Source organism: Pseudomonas sp. GW460-12-10-14-TSB1 (assembly GCF_017349775.1).
GTDB lineage: Bacteria > Pseudomonadota > Gammaproteobacteria > Pseudomonadales > Pseudomonadaceae > Aquipseudomonas > Aquipseudomonas piscium.
In genome coordinates this window covers 13,192-32,066 of sequence record NZ_JACNAC010000005.1, presented here as the reverse complement: position 1 = coordinate 32,066, position 18,875 = coordinate 13,192, and the positions used below count along the sequence as shown (strand labels likewise).

At 63.2% G+C, this 18,875-nt stretch carries 17 protein-coding genes; 9 read left to right on the top strand and 8 right to left on the bottom strand.

Annotated features, from left to right (window positions below; all coding sequences use genetic code 11):
• The first annotated feature begins 73 nt into the window (after positions 1 to 73).
• The 4 genes from J4D52_RS04955 (at position 74) to J4D52_RS04940 (ending at position 4,531) form a co-directional block, all read left to right on the top strand.
• Positions 74 to 1,336 (top strand): ATP-binding protein, encoded by a 1,263-nt coding sequence (locus J4D52_RS04955; RefSeq protein WP_009046974.1) that lies wholly within the window; start codon positions 74 to 76, stop codon positions 1,334 to 1,336.
• A complete protein-coding gene (locus J4D52_RS04950; RefSeq protein WP_009046975.1) occupies positions 1,329 to 1,889 on the top strand; it encodes a response regulator transcription factor in 561 nt (186 codons plus the stop codon). The genes J4D52_RS04955 and J4D52_RS04950 overlap by 8 nt, the downstream gene beginning before the upstream one ends.
• A gap of 97 nt (positions 1,890 to 1,986) precedes the next feature.
• The gene (locus J4D52_RS04945) at positions 1,987 to 3,714 is read left to right on the top strand and encodes an ABC transporter ATP-binding protein/permease (RefSeq protein ID WP_102676279.1); all 1,728 of its coding nucleotides are present in this window, start codon (positions 1,987 to 1,989) and stop codon (positions 3,712 to 3,714) included.
• A 67-nt stretch (positions 3,715 to 3,781) separates the two neighbouring features.
• Positions 3,782 to 4,531, top strand: a complete 750-nt coding sequence (locus J4D52_RS04940) for a FadR/GntR family transcriptional regulator (RefSeq protein ID WP_025806403.1) — start codon at positions 3,782 to 3,784, stop codon at positions 4,529 to 4,531.
• A gap of 224 nt (positions 4,532 to 4,755) precedes the next feature.
• Here the strand turns inward: J4D52_RS04940 and J4D52_RS04935 are convergent, their stop codons facing one another.
• Both J4D52_RS04935 and J4D52_RS04930 read right to left on the bottom strand, forming a co-directional pair.
• Positions 4,756 to 4,947 carry a hypothetical protein gene (locus J4D52_RS04935; protein WP_102676271.1) on the bottom strand — a complete coding sequence of 64 codons (192 nt, stop codon included), beginning with the start codon at positions 4,945 to 4,947 and terminating at the stop codon, positions 4,756 to 4,758.
• A 13-nt stretch (positions 4,948 to 4,960) separates the two neighbouring features.
• A complete protein-coding gene (locus J4D52_RS04930; RefSeq protein ID WP_102676272.1) occupies positions 4,961 to 6,598 on the bottom strand; it encodes a phospholipase in 1,638 nt (545 codons plus the stop codon).
• Between the two features lie 234 nt (positions 6,599 to 6,832).
• On the opposite strand from J4D52_RS04930, the gene kdgD reads away from it, so the two are divergent.
• From kdgD to J4D52_RS04905, 5 genes are all read left to right on the top strand, one after another.
• Positions 6,833 to 7,744 (top strand): 5-dehydro-4-deoxyglucarate dehydratase, encoded by a 912-nt coding sequence (gene kdgD / locus J4D52_RS04925; RefSeq protein WP_025806406.1) that lies wholly within the window; start codon positions 6,833 to 6,835, stop codon positions 7,742 to 7,744.
• A gap of 67 nt (positions 7,745 to 7,811) precedes the next feature.
• A complete protein-coding gene (locus tag J4D52_RS04920) occupies positions 7,812 to 9,257 on the top strand; it encodes an aldehyde dehydrogenase family protein (RefSeq protein ID WP_102676273.1) in 1,446 nt (481 codons plus the stop codon).
• Positions 9,258 to 9,355: 98 nt separating this feature from the next.
• On the top strand, positions 9,356 to 10,717 hold the full coding sequence (locus tag J4D52_RS04915) for an MFS transporter (protein ID WP_025806408.1): 1,362 nt from the start codon (positions 9,356 to 9,358) through the stop codon (positions 10,715 to 10,717).
• 12 nt (positions 10,718 to 10,729) lie between these two features.
• Positions 10,730 to 12,283 (top strand): galactarate dehydratase, encoded by a 1,554-nt coding sequence (gene garD, locus J4D52_RS04910; protein WP_102676274.1) that lies wholly within the window; start codon positions 10,730 to 10,732, stop codon positions 12,281 to 12,283.
• A 169-nt stretch (positions 12,284 to 12,452) separates the two neighbouring features.
• The gene (locus J4D52_RS04905) at positions 12,453 to 13,394 is read left to right on the top strand and encodes an AEC family transporter (protein ID WP_102676275.1); all 942 of its coding nucleotides are present in this window, start codon (positions 12,453 to 12,455) and stop codon (positions 13,392 to 13,394) included.
• 83 nt (positions 13,395 to 13,477) lie between these two features.
• On the opposite strand, the gene J4D52_RS04900 is transcribed toward J4D52_RS04905, so the two are convergent.
• From J4D52_RS04900 to gatC, 6 genes are all read right to left on the bottom strand, one after another.
• On the bottom strand, positions 13,478 to 13,858 hold the full coding sequence (locus tag J4D52_RS04900; protein ID WP_025806411.1) for a carboxymuconolactone decarboxylase family protein: 381 nt from the start codon (positions 13,856 to 13,858) through the stop codon (positions 13,478 to 13,480).
• Entirely contained in the window at positions 13,855 to 14,928 is a 1,074-nt protein-coding gene (locus J4D52_RS04895) for a calcium/sodium antiporter (protein WP_256581458.1), read from the bottom strand. Before J4D52_RS04895 ends, J4D52_RS04900 begins: the two co-directional genes overlap by 4 nt.
• 41 nt (positions 14,929 to 14,969) lie before the next feature.
• Positions 14,970 to 15,341 carry a septal ring lytic transglycosylase RlpA family protein gene (locus J4D52_RS04890; RefSeq protein WP_102676277.1) on the bottom strand — a complete coding sequence of 124 codons (372 nt, stop codon included), beginning with the start codon at positions 15,339 to 15,341 and terminating at the stop codon, positions 14,970 to 14,972.
• A 133-nt stretch (positions 15,342 to 15,474) separates the two neighbouring features.
• A complete protein-coding gene (gene gatB / locus J4D52_RS04885) occupies positions 15,475 to 16,920 on the bottom strand; it encodes an Asp-tRNA(Asn)/Glu-tRNA(Gln) amidotransferase subunit GatB (protein WP_025806413.1) in 1,446 nt (481 codons plus the stop codon).
• A gap of 10 nt (positions 16,921 to 16,930) precedes the next feature.
• A complete protein-coding gene (gatA, locus tag J4D52_RS04880; protein WP_063428366.1) occupies positions 16,931 to 18,382 on the bottom strand; it encodes an Asp-tRNA(Asn)/Glu-tRNA(Gln) amidotransferase subunit GatA in 1,452 nt (483 codons plus the stop codon).
• A gap of 16 nt (positions 18,383 to 18,398) precedes the next feature.
• Positions 18,399 to 18,686 (bottom strand): Asp-tRNA(Asn)/Glu-tRNA(Gln) amidotransferase subunit GatC, encoded by a 288-nt coding sequence (gatC, locus tag J4D52_RS04875; RefSeq protein WP_009042181.1) that lies wholly within the window; start codon positions 18,684 to 18,686, stop codon positions 18,399 to 18,401.
• Positions 18,687 to 18,875: the final 189 nt, after the last annotated feature.

The window sequence follows — 18,875 nt, the reverse complement described above, 5'->3', positions numbered from 1 at the left end:
CAGTTTTGCCTGTCTGGGCCGCTGCTTGGTTATACTCGTCGCGATCCGCCTGGAGCGCTCATCAGGAGAGCTCATGCTCGCCCCCGTACAACTGCTTTCCGCCACTCGCCAGAACCTCTGGCGTCTGACTTTCATCCGCATTCTGGTTCTGGCCGCTCAGGCCGGTTCGGTGGGGCTCGCCTACTGGTTCGACCTGCTGCCGCTGCCCTGGCTGCAACTGGCCGTCACCCTGGGCCTGTCGCTGATTCTCTGCGCCTTCACCGCCATTCGCCTGCGTACTTCGTGGCCGGTCACCGAGCTGGAATATGCCGTGCAATTGGCCTGTGACCTGTTTATCCACAGTGCCCTGCTGTATTTCTCCGGCGGCTCGACCAACCCCTTCGTCTCCTATTACCTGGTGCCGCTGACCATCGCTGCCGTGACCTTGCCATGGCGTTACTCGGTGGTTCTTTCCGGCATCGCGCTGACCATGTACACCTTGCTGCTGGCGCAGTTCTACCCGCTGCAGACTTTCCCCATCGCCCGGGAAAACCTGCAGATCTATGGGATGTGGCTGAGCTTCGCCCTGGCCGCGGCGGTGATCACCTTCTTCGCCGCGAGAATGGCCGAGGAGCTGCGACGGCAGGAGGAGCTGCGGGCGATCCGCCGCGAAGAGGGGCTGCGCGACCAGCAGTTGCTGGCTGTCGCCACCCAGGCCGCTGGCGCCGCCCACGAACTGGGAACGCCCCTGGCGACCATGAGCGTGCTGCTCAAGGAAATGCGCCAGGACAACCTCGACCCGCTGCTGCAAGATGATCTGGGCGTGCTCCAGGATCAGGTCAAGCTGTGCAAGGAAACCCTGCAGCAACTGGTGCGCGCCGCCGAGGCCAATCGCCGGATGGCCGTGGAAATGCAGGATGTCACCGTCTGGCTCGACGAAGCGCTGAACCGCTGGCACCTGATGCGCCCCGAAGCCACCTATCGTTTCCAACTGCTGGGCCAGGGCCCGATGCCGCGGGTAGCGCCGCCGCCGGACTTGACCCAGGCGTTGCTCAACCTGCTGAACAATGCCGCCGACGCCTGCCCGGAAGGGCTGGAAGTACAGCTGGATTGGGACGCCGAGACCCTGACCATCAGCATTCGCGACCACGGCGCCGGTGTGCCGCTGGCCATCGCCGAGCAGATCGGCAAACCGTTTTTTACCACCAAGGGCAAAGGTTTCGGCCTGGGCCTGTTTTTGAGCAAAGCCAGCGTGACACGCGCCGGCGGCTCAGTGAAACTCTACAGTCATGAGGAAGGCGGCACGCTCACCGAGCTGCGTCTGCCCCACGGCGCCCGAGGAGACCAACATGAGTGACGAAATCCAAGTCGAAGGCGAAGAACTGCCGCATCTGTTGCTGGTGGATGACGACGCCACCTTCACCCGGGTGATGGCGCGGGCCATGAGCCGTCGCGGCTTCCGCGTCAGCACCGCGGGGTCCGCCGAGGAAGGCCTGGCCCTCGCCCAGCAGGACCTGCCGGACTTCGCCGCGCTGGACCTGAAGATGGACGGCGACTCCGGCCTGGTGCTGCTGCCCAAGCTGCTCGAGCTCGATCCGGAAATGCGTGTGGTGATCCTCACCGGTTATTCGAGCATCGCCACCGCGGTCGAAGCGATCAAGCGCGGCGCCTGCAACTATCTGTGCAAACCGGCCGACGCCGATGACGTGCTGGCCGCGCTGCTCTCCGAGCACGCCGACCTCGACACCCTGGTGCCGGAAAACCCGATGTCGGTGGATCGCCTGCAATGGGAGCATATCCAGCGGGTGCTGACCGAACACGAAGGCAACATCTCCGCCACTGCCCGCGCCCTGGGCATGCACCGCCGAACGCTGCAGCGCAAGTTGCAGAAGCGCCCGGTTCGTCGCTGAACCGCGACTGAACGAATGTCCTCGGGACAAGTGAAAAAGCGAGCCGATCCTCTATGATCGGCTCGATGCTTGTCCCTATCCCAATCGAGCCTTGATGATGAATCAGAACGCTGAGTATTCCGCGGTCAACGATGCTGTGCGCGGGCAGTTTTTCCGTCGTGTCTGGGAAATGACTACGCCTTACTGGCGCAGTGAGGAGAAGGGCAAGGCCTGGTTGCTGCTGTTCGCGGTGGTCGCCTTGACCCTGTTCAGCGTGGCGATCTCGGTGTGGATCAACAGCTGGTACAAGGATTTCTACAACGCCTTGCAAAAGAAGGACGAAGCGGCGTTCTGGCAACTGATCCTGTATTTCTGCGGGATTGCCGCGGTGGCCATTCTCGCCGCAGTCTACCGGCTCTACCTGACCCAGATGCTGACCATCCGCTGGCGGGCCTGGCTCACGGAAAAACACTTCGCCCGCTGGCTGGGCCACAAGAACTACTACCAGCTGGAGCAGGGCGGCTACACCGATAACCCGGACCAGCGGATTTCCGAAGACCTCAACAGCTTCACCAGCAATACCCTGGGGCTGGCCCTGGGCCTGCTGCGTACCGTGGTCAGCCTGGTGTCGTTCTCGATCATCCTGTGGGGCGTGTCGGGCAGCATCGAAGTCTTCGGCTACAGCATTCCCGGCTACATGTTCTGGTGCGCCCTGGTGTATGCCGCCGTCGGCAGCTGGTTGACCCATCTGATCGGTCGACGCCTGATCGGCTTGAACAACAACCAGCAACGTTTCGAGGCAGACCTGCGTTTCTCCATGGTGCGGGTGCGCGAGAACGCCGAGAGCATCGCCCTGTACAACGGCGAACCGAATGAGAACACGCGCCTGAGCGGCCGTTTCGGCATGGTCTGGCACAACTTCTGGGACATCATGAAGGTGTCCAAGCGCCTGACCTTCTTCACCTCGGGCTACGGCCAGATCGCGATCATTTTCCCCTTTATCGTCGCGGCTCCCCGTTACCTGACGGGCAAGATCGAGCTGGGCGAGCTGATGCAGATCAACTCGGCATTCGGCAACGTCCAGGAGAACTTCAGCTGGTTCATCACCGCCTATTCCGAGCTCGCGGCATGGCGCGCCACCTGCGACCGTCTGCTGAGCTTCCGCCAGGCCATGAGCGAAAACGAAGAACGCGCGCCGGCCATCGACGTGCAGAGCCAGGGCGAAACCCTGCAGGTGCATAACCTCGGCCTGGATCTGGCGGACGGCCGGCACCTGCTGGCCGGTGCCGAGATGACCGTGACGGCCGGTGAGCGCCTGATGCTCAGCGGTCGTTCCGGCAGTGGCAAGAGTACCCTGCTGCGGGCGATGGGGCGGCTCTGGCCGGCCGGTCACGGCAGCATCCGCATGCCCGCCGAGCGTTATCTGTTCCTGCCGCAGAAGCCTTACCTGCCGATCGGCAGCCTGCGCGAAGCCTTGAGTTATCCACAGTCGGGCGACACCTACCCGCAGGAGCGTTATGCGCAGGTGCTGGAAACCTGCCGCCTGCCGCACCTGGTGTCCCGCCTGGACGAGAGCAATCACTGGCAGCGCATGTTGTCCCCGGGCGAGCAGCAACGCCTGGCCTTTGCCCGCGCGTTGCTCTACGCGCCGCAATGGCTGTACATGGATGAGGCCACCTCGGCCATGGACGAAGAGGACGAAGCGACCCTGTACCAGGCGCTGATCGACCAGCTTCCGGGGCTGAGCATTGTCAGCGTCGGGCATCGCAGCAGCCTCAAGCGTTTCCACCCGCGGCACATCCGTATCGAGCGCGGGCATCTGGTCGACCAGGCGGTGACGGTGTAGTCAACAGTGATCGTACAACTCGGCTGAGCTATGATGCGTCATCAGTTTTCGGAGAAAGATCTTCACCATGGACAACCAGAACACGGCGCCCCGCCTTCCACGCAAGCGCCGTAGCCTCGCCCAGGAACTGGTGACCGTGCTCTCGGAGCAGATCCGCGACGGTCTGCTCAAGCGCGGTGACAAGTTGCCCACCGAGTCGGCGATCATGGAGGCCCATGGCGTCAGCCGCACCGTGGTGCGCGAGGCCATTTCCCGGTTGCAGGCCGCCGGCCAGGTGGAAACCCGCCACGGCATTGGCACCTTTGTGCTCGACACGCCGAGCCCGAGCGGCTTCAGGATCGATCCGGCGACCGTGGTGACCTTGCGCGATGTGCTGGCGATCCTGGAGTTGCGCATCAGCCTGGAAGTGGAGTCGGCCGGGTTGGCCGCGCAGCGGCGCAGCTCCGAGCAATTGGCGGCGATGCGCGCGGCGCTGGATGCCCTCAACGAAAGCGCGGCCCACGACAGCGATGCGGTGGCCTCGGATTTCCAGTTCCACCTGCAGATTGCCCTGGCCACGGGCAACCGCTATTTCACCGACATCATGACCCACCTGGGGACCAGCATCATTCCGCGCACCCGCCTGAATTCGGCGCGCCTGGCCCACGACGATCAGCAGCACTACATGAGCCGCCTGAGCCGTGAACACGAAGAAATCTATGAAGCCATTGCCCGCCAGGATTCGGACGCGGCCCGAGCGGCCATGCGTCTGCACCTGACCAACAGCCGCGAACGGCTGCGCCATGCCCACGAAGAGGCAGAGGCGCAGCGCGGGTAAACGCAACAGGCGCCAGACCCGGGAGGTTTGGCGCCTGTTATCGGGCTGTCGCGAGCAGGCTTTCTATCGAATTCGTAGCGGCGTCCTAAATGGCTACCGCTGTTCTGCCGGAAGAAAATCATCGCTTGGGCAGCCTTTATCGCGGGCAAGTCGGATCGCCGCCCGCTCGCTCCTACAGAAACACTGCTTGGCTTCGGTAGGAGCGAAGCTTGCTCGCGATGCTTTTAGCGGCCTTTGAGAATCGAGCGATCCACCCTCACGGCCAGTTGCCCGGCTGCGGGTTTGGCATCGAAGGTCACGCGCCCTTGCTTGTCGACGGTTGCCCGCGCCACGGGAGCGCCGTTGACCAGCAGTTCCAGGGGCGCACCCTGCAGGGATTGGCCCGAGGCCAGTTCTAGAGTCAGATTGATAGCCATGTCGATGTCCTTATCAGGCATTGCGGTCGATGTAGGTGGTGGCGGTCTTGTCGATCGAGGCGATCAGCTCCGGCGAGCCGCCGCGGAACTGGCGGAAAATGTTGCGCCCGCTGGAGTTGCTGCTGGTATCCACCGGCACATTCAGGGTTGGCTGGAAGCGTTCGCTCAGCTCGGCGTAGGCGGACCAGGGGCCGATGTACGACTCGTTCACCCCGTTGGTGTAGCTGAAGGCATAACGCACGGCATTGCCTGGCAGCCAGTTGGGTTCGCTGGGTACCTGGCTCTGCCAGCCATTGGCCTGGATGCTCGGGGCAAGCGTCGGTGCTTCCAGGTAGCCCGCCGGCTTGTTGGGCTTGTAGTCCTTGAGCAGCAGGTAAGTGCTCCAGCCCCACCAGTTGTCGATGGTCTTGGTGTCGTTCAGGTTGTTCACGTCGCTGCGGCGCAGCACCTTGTCGCCTTGCATCACGAACAGCGGTGAAAAATTGCCGCTCTTGGCTGCGTTCAGGTCCGGCAGCAGCTTCAGCGCCGTGAAGTTGCCGGGCGTCGGGGCCGATCCGCTGAGGTAGCTTTCGAAGATTTCGTCCGCCGAGCGCTGCACCGCCAGCTTGACCTGCTTGCGGTTGTTGCTGTCGATGGTGTCGAAATAACGCTTGTCGCCATAGGCATGCCAGCGGTTGCCCTGGGCGTTGCTGACGTTGAGGCCGAACTTGCTGTCTTCGTCGTGCATGAAGCGGGTGATCAGCGAGCCGAGATCGCTCGGCGTGACTACCGCCGCCACTTGCTTGCGCGGCACCCGCACATGGCCGGCGGAGAACAGGTCGGTGAGGAAGTGATCGGCGAAGGCGTTCATGGCATAGGCCAGTTCCAGCTGCTTCTCGTCGGCGTTCTTGTGCGCCAGCACCGCCTGCTGCAGGGCGGCGGTGTGCCCGGCGACATAGGCCAGCAGTGCCCACTCACCGAAATGGTCGGCATTGTTGGCCGCCAGTTTCAGGTAGCGACCCAGGGGGAACAGCGCCGAGGCGAAACTGCCGCCGCCGGTGATCTTGTTCCACTCTTCGGACAACGTATCTCCCAGGGCGTCATAAGCCTCGTGGGGTTGCCGGCCGTCCTTGAGTGCCTGGTTGGCGGCGGCGATTTCCTTCTGCATCACCGCGAGAATCTGTTTCGCTTCGTCCTTGGCCGCCGGCAACACGGCGAGGGAGTTGAACGCGGCGGTAAAGCGCTGCAAACGATCCTCCGGCGTCGCACCTTCGCAGATCGGCTGGTCGGGGATGCCATAAAAATCGCCACCCAGCGCCACCACCTGGCCATAGGTCAGGGCCAGGCCGTTGGGCAGGTGCAATTCGACCTGCCAGGCCGGAACGCCGGGGGCGTCCTTGACGAAACGCAACAGGGTGGCGTCGCCGATGGCGGTGTGCTCGCCACCCTCGAAACGCAGCTGGGGCAGGGCCTTGAGGTTTTTGCCCGGTGCCGCGGGGAGGATCCCGGGTTTGTGGTACTTGATGGTGTGATGACCGTCGGCGATCAGCACCAGATGGTCGCCGTCACCGGAAATGGCAATGCCGCGTTCGCTGAAAAGGCTGTCCAGATCGGCAACGATCTGGCTTTTGTGCTGCAGCTGTTCCCGCTGCTGAGTGTGTAGACCTGACATTTCTAGCTCCTTGATATGTCGTAGGTATTTCAGAAAATTAACTGTATGCATATACAGTTGTTTGCGAGCATAAAGCAAAATCCTGACTCGTCAAGCAGGTATTTTTTGCGGCGCATTTGGGCAATGGCTGACGAATTGCGGTTGACGATTGTTTTTTAAGTTGTACGATGACTTACAACTTCAGCCAGGGCTGAGGTGTTTTTCATCACAACGTGCGTCCAGGGTGTTCGAATAATGAATCCACAAGAACTGAAGTCCATCCTCTCCTCCGGGCTGCTGTCTTTCCCGGTGACCGATTTCAATGCCCAGGGCGATTTCCATCGCGCGGGCTACATCAAGCGCCTGGAATGGCTGGCCCCATACGGTGCCTCGGCGCTGTTCGCGGCAGGCGGCACCGGTGAGTTCTTCTCCCTGGCCGCCAGCGAATATTCGGAAATCATCAAGACCGCGGTCGACACCTGCGCCTCCAGCGTGCCGATCCTGGCCGGCGTCGGCGGTTCGACCCGCCAGGCCATCGAATACGCCCAGGAGGCCGAGCGCCTGGGCGCCAAGGGCCTGTTGCTGTTGCCGCACTACCTGACCGAGGCCAGTCAGGACGGGGTCGCCGCTCATGTGGAAGCGGTGTGCAAATCGGTGAAGATCGGTGTGGTGGTCTACAACCGCAACGTCTGCCGCCTGACCGCGCCGCTGCTGGAGCGCCTGGCCGAGCGCTGCCCGAACCTGATCGGCTACAAGGACGGCCTGGGCGATATCGAGCTGATGGTGTCGATCCGCCGCCGTCTCGGCGATCGCTTCAGCTACCTGGGCGGCCTGCCGACCGCCGAAGTCTACGCCGCGGCCTACAAGGCCCTGGGCGTGCCGGTGTACTCCTCGGCGGTGTTCAACTTCATCCCGAAAACCGCGATGGATTTCTACCACGCCATTGCCCGGGAAGATCACGCCACCGTCGGCAAGATCATCGACGACTTCTTCCTGCCTTACCTGGATATCCGCAACCGCAAGGCCGGTTACGCGGTGAGCATCGTCAAGGCCGGAGCCCGCATTGTCGGCCATGACGCAGGCCCGGTGCGGGCGCCGCTGACCGACCTGTTGCCGGAAGAATATGAAGCGCTGGCGGCGTTGATCGACGCCCAGGGCGCGCAGTAACCCATCCACGGGGCCGCTGAGCGATCAGCGGCCTTTTGCGTAAGGCTTTTGTGTAAGGAGAGGGCGCGTGGCAGAGGTAAAACGCTTCGATAACTACATCGGTGGCCAATGGCTTGCCGGTGCCGACTACTCGACCAATATCAACCCGTCCGAGTTGTCCGATGTCATTGGCGAATACGCCAAGGCCGACCTGGCTCAGGTGCACGCCGCGATCGATGCGGCGCGCGATGCATTCCCGGCCTGGTCGACCTCCGGTATCCAGGCGCGCAGCGATGCCCTGGACAAGGTCGGCAGCGAGATCCTCGCCCGCCGCGAAGAGCTCGGCACGTTGCTGGCACGGGAGGAGGGCAAGACCCTGCCTGAAGCCATCGGCGAGGTAACCCGCGCCGGCAACATCTTCAAGTTCTTTGCCGGCGAATGCCTGCGTCTGTCGGGGGATTACCTGCCGTCGGTGCGTCCGGGCGTCAACGTCGAAGTGACCCGCGAAGCCCTGGGTGTGGTCGGCCTGATCACCCCCTGGAACTTCCCGATCGCCATCCCGGCGTGGAAGATCGCCCCGGCCCTGGCCTACGGCAACTGCGTAGTGCTCAAGCCCGCCGAGCTGGTGCCGGGCTGTGCCTGGGCCCTGGCGGAAATCATTTCCCGTGCCGGTTTCCCGGCCGGGGTGTTCAACCTGGTGATGGGCAGCGGCCGGCTGGTGGGCGATGCCCTGGTCAACAGTCCGAAGGTCGACGGCATCAGCTTCACCGGTTCCGTGGGCGTGGGTCGGCAGATCGCTGTCAACTGCGTCTCGCGCCAGTCCAAGGTGCAGTTGGAGATGGGCGGCAAGAACCCGCAGATCATCCTCGACGATGCCGACCTCAAGCAGGCGGTGGAGCTGGCGGTACAGAGCGCCTTCTATTCCACCGGGCAGCGCTGCACCGCGTCCAGCCGGCTGATCGTCACCGCGGGCATCCACGACCGGTTCGTCGAGGCGATGGCCGAACGCATGGGTTCGATCAAGGTCGGCCATGCGCTGAAGGCCGGTACCGATATCGGTCCGGTAGTGTCCCTGGCGCAGCTCGAGCAGGACCTGAAGTACATCGATATCGGTCACTCCGAAGGGGCGCGGCTGGTCAGCGGTGGCGGCCTGGTGACTTGCGATACCGAGGGTTATTTCCTGGCGCCGACCCTGTTCGCCGACAGCCAGGCCTCGATGCGCATCAGCCGCGAAGAGATCTTCGGTCCGGTGGCCAACGTGGTGCGCGTGGCCGACTATGAGGCGGCGCTGGCCATGGCCAACGACACCGAGTTCGGCCTGTCGGCGGGCATCGCCACCACGTCGCTGAAATACGCCAACCACTTCAAGCGCCATTCCCAGGCCGGGATGGTCATGGTCAACCTGCCGACGGCCGGCGTCGATTACCACGTACCTTTTGGTGGTCGCAAAGGCTCATCCTATGGCTCCCGCGAGCAAGGTCGCTACGCGCAGGAGTTCTACACCCAGGTGAAGACTTCCTACATCGGATCCTAAGTCCCGCTGTACCCCCCGCCGGCCTTTGCCTGAGGCCCGGCGGGGGCGATGAAACGCCTGTTTACCCGCATAAAAATAACTAGTGGGAGTACATCCATATGCAAGCGACCAAGCCGACTCGCGTCCGCTATCTGATCCTGTTCATGCTGTTCCTGGTGACCACGATCAACTATGCCGACCGCGCCACCATCGCCATCGCGGGCTCCAGCCTGCAAAAAGACCTCGGTATCGACGCCGTCACCCTCGGTTATATCTTCTCCGCATTCGGCTGGGCCTATGTGGCGGGACAGATCCCCGGCGGCTGGTTGCTCGACCGCTTCGGCTCGAAAAAAATCTATGCCCTGAGCATCTTCACCTGGTCGCTGTTCACCGTGCTGCAGGGTTATGTCGGTGAGTTCGGCGTCTCCACCGCGGTGGTGGCGCTGTTCATGCTGCGGTTCCTGGTGGGGCTGGCCGAGGCGCCGTCCTTCCCCGGCAATGCGCGGATTGTCGCGGCCTGGTTCCCCACCGCCGAGCGCGGCACGGCTTCGGCGATCTTCAACTCGGCGCAGTATTTCGCCACGGTGCTGTTCGCGCCGCTGATGGGCTGGATCGTCTATCGCTTCGGCTGGCAGCACGTGTTCATCGTGATGGGCGTGATCGGCATCGTCTTCTCGCTGGTCTGGCTCAAGGTGATCTACAGCCCGCGCCAGCATCCGCTGATCAACGAGGCCGAGTTCAAGCACATCGCCGACAACGGCGGCATGGTCGACATGGACCAGGACGGCAAAGGCAAACGCAGCGATGGCCCGAAATGGGACTACCTGCGCCAGTTGCTGACCAATCGCATGATGCTCGGCGTATACCTGGGCCAGTACTGCATCAACGGCATCACTTACTTCTTCCTGACCTGGTTCCCGGTGTACCTGGTGCAGGAGCGTGGCATGACCATTCTCAAGGCCGGTTTCATCGCGTCCTTGCCGGCCATCTGCGGCTTTATCGGTGGGGTGCTCGGCGGGGTGATTTCCGACTACCTGCTGCGCAAGGGGCATTCCCTGACCTTCGCCCGCAAGGCGCCGATCATTGCCGGCCTGCTGGTCTCCAGCAGCATCGTGGCCTGCAACTATGTGGAGATCGAATGGATGGTGGTGGGCTTCATGGCCCTGGCGTTCTTCGGCAAAGGCGTGGGCGCGCTCGGCTGGGCGGTGGTGTCCGATACCTCGCCGAAGCAGATCGCCGGCTTGAGCGGCGGCCTGTTCAACACCTTCGGCAACCTGGCGTCGATCACTACGCCGATCGTCATTGGCTACATCATCAGCTCCACCGGCTCGTTCAAATGGGCGCTGGTGTTCGTCGGCTGCAACGCGCTGCTGGCGGTGTTCAGCTACCTGGTGATCGTCGGTCCGATCAAGCGCGTGGTGCTCAAGGAGCCACCGAGCAATGGCCCCGAGCTGAGCCAACTTTCCCAAGCGCATTCCTGAAGGGGCGGCGTCATGCAGTTGATTGAACATTCTGATTCGCCACGCTACATCCGCTTGCACGAACGGGACAACGTGGTGGTTGTGGTGAATGACCAGGGCGTGCCGGCGGGCACCGCGTTCGCCGACGGCCTGGTGACCCTGGACTTCGTACCCCAGAGCCACAAGGTGGCGCTGGAGGAGATCGCCGAAGGCGGCCCGGTGGTTCGTTACGGCCAGACCATAGGTTATGCCTTGCAGCCGATCGCCCGCGGCAGTTGGGTCAGGGAGGAGCAGTTGCGCATGCCCAGCGCGCCGCCGCTGGACAGCCTGCCGCTGTCCACCGAGGTGCCGGCCACCCAGGCGCCCCTGGAAGGTTTCACCTTCGAGGGCTATCGCAATGCCGACGGTACGGTCGGTACGCGCAACATCCTGGGCATCACCACCACTGTGCAATGCGTGACCGGGGTACTCGATCATGCGGTCAAGCGGATCAAGGACGAACTGCTACCCAAGTATCCCCACGTCGACGATGTGGTGGCGCTGACCCACAGCTATGGTTGTGGCGTGGCGATCACCGCCACCGATGCCTATATCCCGATCCGCACTGTGCGCAACCTGGCGCGCAACCCGAACCTGGGGGGCGAGGCCCTGGTGATCAGCCTGGGCTGCGAGAAGTTGCAGGCCGGGCAGGTGATGCACGAAGGCGACAGGTCGGTGGACCTCAGCGAGCCCTGGTTGTACCGCCTGCAGGACTCCAGCCAGGGTTTTACCGAGATGATCGAGCAGATCATGGAGCTGGCCGAGGTGCGTTTGCAGAAGCTCGATCAGCGGCGCCGGGAAACCGTGCCGGCCTCGGAGCTGGTCCTCGGCATGCAATGCGGCGGCAGCGATGCCTTTTCCGGGATCACTGCCAACCCGGCGCTGGGGTATGCCTCGGACCTGCTGTTGCGGGCCGGCGCGACCGTGATGTTTTCCGAAGTCACCGAGGTGCGCGATGCGATCTATCTGCTGACCTCCCGTGCCGAATCCGCAGAGGTGGCCCGGGAGCTGGTGCGTGAGATGGATTGGTACGACCGTTACCTGGCCAAGGGCGAGGCCGACCGCAGCGCCAATACCACGCCGGGCAACAAGAAGGGCGGGTTGTCGAACATTGTCGAGAAGTCCCTGGGGTCCATCGTCAAGTCCGGCAGCAGCGCGATCAATGGCGTGCTGGGGCCGGGCGAGCGCTTTACCCGCAAAGGCCTGATCTTCTGTGCGACGCCGGCCAGCGACTTTGTCTGCGGGACCTTGCAGCTGGCGGCGGGGATGAACCTGCATGTGTTCACCACCGGGCGTGGCACGCCTTACGGGCTGGCGATGGCCCCGGTGGTCAAGGTCTCGACCCGTTCCGAACTGGCCCAGCGCTGGCCGGACCTGATCGACATCGACGCCGGGCGCATCGCCACCGGGCGGGCGAGCATCGAAGAGCTGGGCTGGGAGCTGTTCCACTTCTACCTGGACGTGGCCAGCGGCAAGCAGCAGACCTGGGCCGAACGGCACAAGCTGCACAACGACATCACCTTGTTCAATCCGGCGCCGATTACCTGACCGGTAGCCGCTGCCGCAGGCTGCGATCGACCGCAACGCGGGCGTGGCGTTTCATAATGTCGAACTCCTGTGGCCCGATGGATCTGCTTTCCGGGCAAATCCATCGGGCTTAAGAGTGCCGGCTGGCTTATCATTAGCCGCCTAACGACAGGCTCAAGGTTGACCCGGCATGCTGGCCATTTTTCTCGAAACGCTGAACATCACCGCGCCGGTATTTGCCATGTTGTTTCTTGGTGTGCTGCTCAAGCGCATCGGCTGGATCGACGACGGTTTTATCCACACGGCGTCGGCCCTGGTGTTCAACGTCACCATGCCGGCGCTGCTGTTTCTCGGCATCCTCCATGCCGACCTGCATTCGGCGCTCAAGCCCGGGTTGCTGATCTATTTCGCCGTGGCCACCCTGGCCAGCTTTGCCTTCGCCTGGGTCTGGGCGATCTGGCGCTGCCCGCGGGAGGATCGGGGCATCTACACCCAGGGCGCGTTTCGCGGCAATAACGGAGTCATCGGCCTGGCGCTCGCGGCCAGCATGTATGGCGACTACGGGATTTCCCTCGGGGCGATTCTCGCGGCGCTGGTGATCCTGTTCTACAACACCCTGTCGACCATCGTCCTGGCGGTGTACAGCCCGGTGATCAAGTCCGATCCGTGGAGCATCTGCAAAAGCGTGGTCAGCAATCCCTTGATCATCAGCGTCCTGGCGGCCACGCCTTTCGCGGTTTTCCAGATCGGCCTGCCGACCTGGCTGGAAACGTCCGGCCAGTACCTGGCACAGATGACCCTGCCGCTGGCATTGATCTGTATCGGCGGCACCCTGTCCCTGGCGGCGCTGCGCGCGAGCGGCGACCTGGCCCTGAGTTCGAGCCTGGTGAAAATGGTTGGTCTGCCGGTCCTCGCCACCCTGGGGGCCTGGCTTTGCGGATTCCGCGGGGCGGAGCTGGGGATTCTGTTCCTGTATTTCGGCAGCCCGACCGCGGCGGCGAGCTTTGTCATGGCCCGGGCGGCCAATGGCAATCATGAACTGGCGGCAGCGATCATCGTCATCACCACGCTGATGGCGGCGGTGACCACCAATATCGGGATCTTCCTGCTGCAGTGGGGCGGGTGGATCTAGCCCTCTTCTGTAGGAGCGAGGCTTGCCCGCGATAGCGGTGTATCAGGCAGACCGCCATCGCGGGCAAGCCTCGCTCCTACGGATCACTCGGGTTTCTGGTAGGTATCGATCACTTCCTGGGCGGCGCGGAACGCGTCGATCGCCGCCGGTACGCCGGCATACACCGCGCAATGCAGCAGCGCCTCGCGAATCTCTTCCACCGTGCAGCCGTTATTCAGGGCACCACGGACATGTCCCTTGAGTTCCTGCGGGCACTTGAGCGCGGTCAGGGCGGCGAGGGTGATCAGGCTGCGGGTTTTCAGCGGCAGGCCTTCGCGGTTCCAGACGCTGCCCCAGGCATGTTCGTTGACGAAGTCCTGCAGCGGCTGGCTGAACTCGGTGGCGTTGCCCAGGGCGCGATCGACGAAGGCATCACCCATCACCTGGCGGCGCATCTCCACGCCCTGCTTTTTATTCTCGCTCATTGCGCTTCCCCTTTTTTATGTTGGCGGCGCCAGGCCCGCAGCGAACTGAACAGCAGGAACGCCACCAGCACTGGCAGGACGAAAAACAGCATCAAGTCTTCCAGCTTGCCGGCCAGCGGCATGCCGGTGGTGAAGGACACCACGTGCAGCCCATAGGCCAGGTACAGGCCGAGAAACAGCAGGCCTTCGGCGCGGGTGACCCGATAACCCGAATAGAACACCGGCAGGCACAACACGGCGACGCCGAGCATCACCGGCAGGTCGAAGTCCACGGCGTTGGGCGATACCGACAGGGGCGTGGGCGCCACCAGGGCGGTGAAACCCAGGACTCCCAGCAGGTTGAACAGGTTACTGCCGATGACGTTGCCCACGGCAATGTCGCGTTGGCCACGCAAGGCGGCGATCAGCGAGGTGGCCAGGGCCGGCAGGGAGGTGCCGACGGCAACTATGGTCAGGCCGATGATGCGCTCGGACAGCCCCAGGTCGGTGGCGACTTCCACCGCTGCTTCGACCAACAGGTGGCCGGCGAACACCAGCAGGAGCAGGCCGCCGATCATCCACGACAGGCTGCTCAGCCAGTGCGGGCGGGGCGCGTCGGGGGCTTGCTGGGACTGCGGGCGCGCCGAGTGCCGCGACTGGCGCAGCAACAACCCCAGGTAGAGGACCAGGGTGGCCAGCAGGATCAGTCCGTCGAGGGGCGTCAGTTCTTCGTTGTAGGCCAGGGCGAACACCTGCAGGCTGGCGAGGATCATCAACGGAATGTCCAGCCGCACCAGCTGGCGGGACACCCGCAGCGGGATGATCAGGGCGGACAGGCCGAGGGTTACCAGGATGTTGAAGATGCCGCTGCCGATCACGCTGCCGACGGCGATGTCGGTGTTTTCAGCCAGGGTGGCTTGCAGGCTGACGGCCATCTGCGGGGCGCTGCTGCCGAAGGCGACGATGCTCAGGCCGATGATCAGCGCTCGTACACGCAGGCGGGCGGCGAGGCGGACCGCGCCGCGTACCAGCAATTCGGCGCCGGCGACCAGCAGGACCAGGCCACTGAACAACTGGAGGACGCTGAGCAGCGGTAAATCGGTTAATCCGAAAATGATCAGGGCTCCGTGGGTCAGTCTCTGATGGCTTGCACGCGCACCTTGGCGGTGCCGCTTCTGATCATACCCAACTGTTGCGCGGCGGCACGCGACAAATCGATCAGGCGGCCGCGGGTATGCGGGCCACGGTCGTTGATCCGGACCACGACGCTCTTGTCGTTATTGAGGTTGGTGACCTTGACGCGGGTGCCGAACGGCAGCTCGCGGTGCGCGGCGGTCATGCCGTGCTGGTTGAAGGGTTCGCCGCTGGCGGTGCGTTTGCCGTGGTGTTTGGCGCCGTAATAGGAGGCGACGCCGGTCTTGTCGTAACCCCGCGGGTCGATGACATGGCTGGCGCAGCCGGCCAGGAGAAAGAGCAGGGAGCAGGCAGCCAGTAGCGACTTCATAAAAGGGAGCCCTAAATGCGAATGCAGGAGCGGACTTGCTCGCGATAGCGTTGTGTTTGAGACAACGTATCGCCAGCAAGTTCGCTCCTGCACAGGGCGGCGCACTATCGAATGCCCGCCATCCACGCCGCTATCAGCCTTCGAGTTTGCTTTTCAGCAGTTCGTTGACCTGTTGCGGGTTGGCCTTGCCTTTGGAAGCCTTCATCGCCTGGCCGACGAAGAAGCCGAACATCTTGCCGCGCTTGGCTTCATCGGCGGCGCGATACTGTTCGACCTGCTCGGCGTTGGCCGCCAGCATTTCGTCCAGCACGGCGGAGATGGCGCCGGTATCAGTGACCTGCTTGAGGCCGCGCTTGTCGATGATCTCGTCGGCCTGGCCTTCGCCATTGGCCATGGCTTCGAACACGGTCTTGGCGATCTTGCCGGAGATGGTGTTGTCCTTGATGCGCAGCAGCATGCCGCCCAGTTGCTCGGCCGAGACTGGTGCCTCGTCGATTTCCAGGCCCTGCTTGTTCAGCAGGCTGCCCAGCTCGACCATGACCCAGTTGGCCGCCAGCTTGGCGTCACCGGCGATCTTCACCACCTGCTCGAAGTAGTCCGCCTGCTCGCGGCTCGAAGCCAGCACGCTGGCGTCGTAGACCGAGAGGCCGAACTGCTCCTGGAAGCGCTCGCGTTTCTGCGGTGGCAGTTCCGGCAGGGTGGCGCGTACCTGGTCGAGGAACGAGTCCTCGATGACCACTGGCAGCAGGTCCGGGTCGGGGAAGTAACGGTAGTCGTTGGCTTCTTCCTTGCTGCGCATCGGACGGGTCTCGTCCTTGTTCGGGTCGTACAGGCGAGTCTGCTGGATGACCTTGCCGCCGTCCTCGATCAGTTCGATCTGGCGCTGGACTTCCGAGTTGATGGCTTTCTCGATGAAGCGGAACGAGTTGACGTTCTTGATCTCGCAGCGAGTGCCGAACTCGGCCTGGCCTTTCGGGCGTACCGAGACGTTGCAGTCGCAACGCAGGGAGCCTTCGGCCATATTGCCGTCGCAGATCCCCAGGTAACGCACCAGGGCGTGGATCGACTTGACGTAGGCCACGGCTTCCTTGGCGCTGCGCATGTCCGGCTCGGAAACGATTTCCAGCAGCGGGGTGCCGGCGCGGTTCAGGTCGATGCCGCTGGCGCCGCTGAACTCTTCGTGCAGGCTCTTGCCGGCGTCTTCTTCCAGGTGCGCGCGGGTGATGCCGACACGTTTGACCGTGCCGTCTTCCAGCGGGATGTCCAGGTGGCCCTTGCCAACGATCGGCAGTTCCATCTGGCTGATCTGGTAGCCCTTGGGCAGGTCGGGGTAGAAGTAGTTCTTGCGGGCGAACACGTTGTGCTGGCCGATCTCGGCGTCGATGGCCAGGCCGAACATGACCGCCATGCGCACCGCTTCCTGGTTCAGCACCGGCAGTACGCCGGGCATGCCCAGGTCTACCAGGCTGGCCTGGGTGTTGGGCTCGGCGCCGAAGGCGGTGGAGCTACCGGAGAAAATCTTCGATTTGGTGGTGAGCTGGGTGTGAATCTCCAGCCCGATCACGACTTCCCATTGCATGTGTTTCTCCTCAGAAGCCGGTTGGTGTGCGGGTGTGCCAGTCAGTGTTCAGCTGATACTGGTGGGCAACGTTCAACAGACGGCCTTCCTGGAAATACGGGGCGAGCAGTTGCACGCCGACCGGCAAGCCGTCGACGAAGCCGGCGGGCATGGACAAGCCCGGCAGACCCGCGAGGTTGGCGGTGATGGTGTAAACGTCTTCCAGATACGCAGCGACCGGGTCGCTGCTCTTGTCGCCGATTTTCCAGGCCGGGTTCGGCGTGGTCGGGCCAAGGATGATGTCGACTTCATTAAAGGCAGCCATGAAGTCGTTCTTGATCAGGCGACGGATCTTCTGCGCCTTTAGGTAGTAGGCGTCGTAGTAACCGGCCGACAGGGCGTAGGCACCGACCATGATCCGGCGCTGCACCTCGCTGCCGAAACCTTCGCCACGGGAACGCTTGTACAGGTCGGTGAGGTTCTTCGGATCTTCGCAGCGATAGCCGAACCGCACGCCGTCGAAGCGCGACAGGTTGGAGGAGGCTTCCGCCGGAGCGATCACGTAGTACGCCGGGATGGCGTGCTGCATGTTCGGCAGGCTGATTTCCTTGATCACGGCGCCAAGCTTTTCCAGCTCCTTGACGCTGTTGTGGATCAGCTCGGCGATGCGCGGGTCGAGGCCGGCGCTGAAGTATTCCTTGGGTACGCCGATGCGCAGGCCCTGCAGCGAGCCGTTGAGGCTGGCGCTGTAGTCCGGTACCGGTTCGTCGATGCTGGTGGAGTCCTGCGGGTCGAAGCCGGCCATGCCTTGCAGCAGGATCGCGCAGTCTTCGGCGGTGCGTGCCAGTGGGCCGCCCTGATCGAGACTGGAGGCGTAGGCGATCATGCCCCAGCGCGAAACGCGACCGTAGGTCGGCTTCAGGCCGGTGAGGTTGGTCAGCGCCGCCGGCTGGCGAATCGAGCCGCCGGTGTCGGTGCCGGTGGCGGCAGGCAGCAGGCGCGCGGCCACCGCGGCGGCCGAACCGCCGGACGAGCCGCCCGGAACGCGTTCCAGGTTCCACGGGTTTTTCGCCGCGCCGTAATAGCTGGTCTCGTTGCCCGAGCCCATGGCGAATTCGTCCATGTTGGTCTTACCCAGGGTCACGGTCCCGGCAGCGGCCAGCTTGGCGACCACGGTGGCGTCGTAGGGCGCCTTGAAATTGTCGAGCATCTTCGAGCCGCAGCTGGTGCGGATGCCCTGGGTGCAGAACAGGTCCTTGTGGGCGATCGGCGCGCCGAGCAGGGCGCCGCTCTCACCGTTCGCGCGACGGGCGTCAGCGGCCTTGGCCTGCTGCAGCGCGAGATCTTCGGTGAGGCTGATGAAGCTGTTGAGCTGCGGGTCGAGCTGGGTGATGCGCGCCAGCAGGGTCTTGGTCAGCTCTTCGGAGGAAAACTTCTTGTCGGCGAGTCCGCGGGCGATCTCAGCCAGAGTCATATGATGCATTGCAGGCTCTTTCCCTTTAGTCGATGACTTTCGGAACCAGGTACAGGCCGTTTTCGACCGCTGGTGCGATGGACTGATAGGCCTCGCGATGATTGGACTCGGTCACAACGTCTGCGCGCAGGCGCTGGCTGGCTTCCAGCGGGTGGGCCAGGGGCTCGATACCGTCGGTATCGACTGCCTGCATTGCATCCACCAGCCCGAGAATGCTGTTCAGGTCGGAGGTGATGTGTGGAAGATCGGCTTCATTGAGGCCAAGGCTGGCCAGATGAGCGATTTTTTCCACGTCGGAGCGTTCAAGCGCCATGGGATTCTCCAGTGGAAAACAGAACGGATCTCGTCCGTGTGTTAGATTGTCGGAACACTACCGCATTTCTACGGTCTTACGGCCGCGATTGTGGGGGTTGGTGCACAGAAAAGCAGTCAATTTAACATATTGGCGCCTTGCCCAAAATCCCTGTCGTTGTTAGAGTTTGCCGCACTTTTTTACCCACGC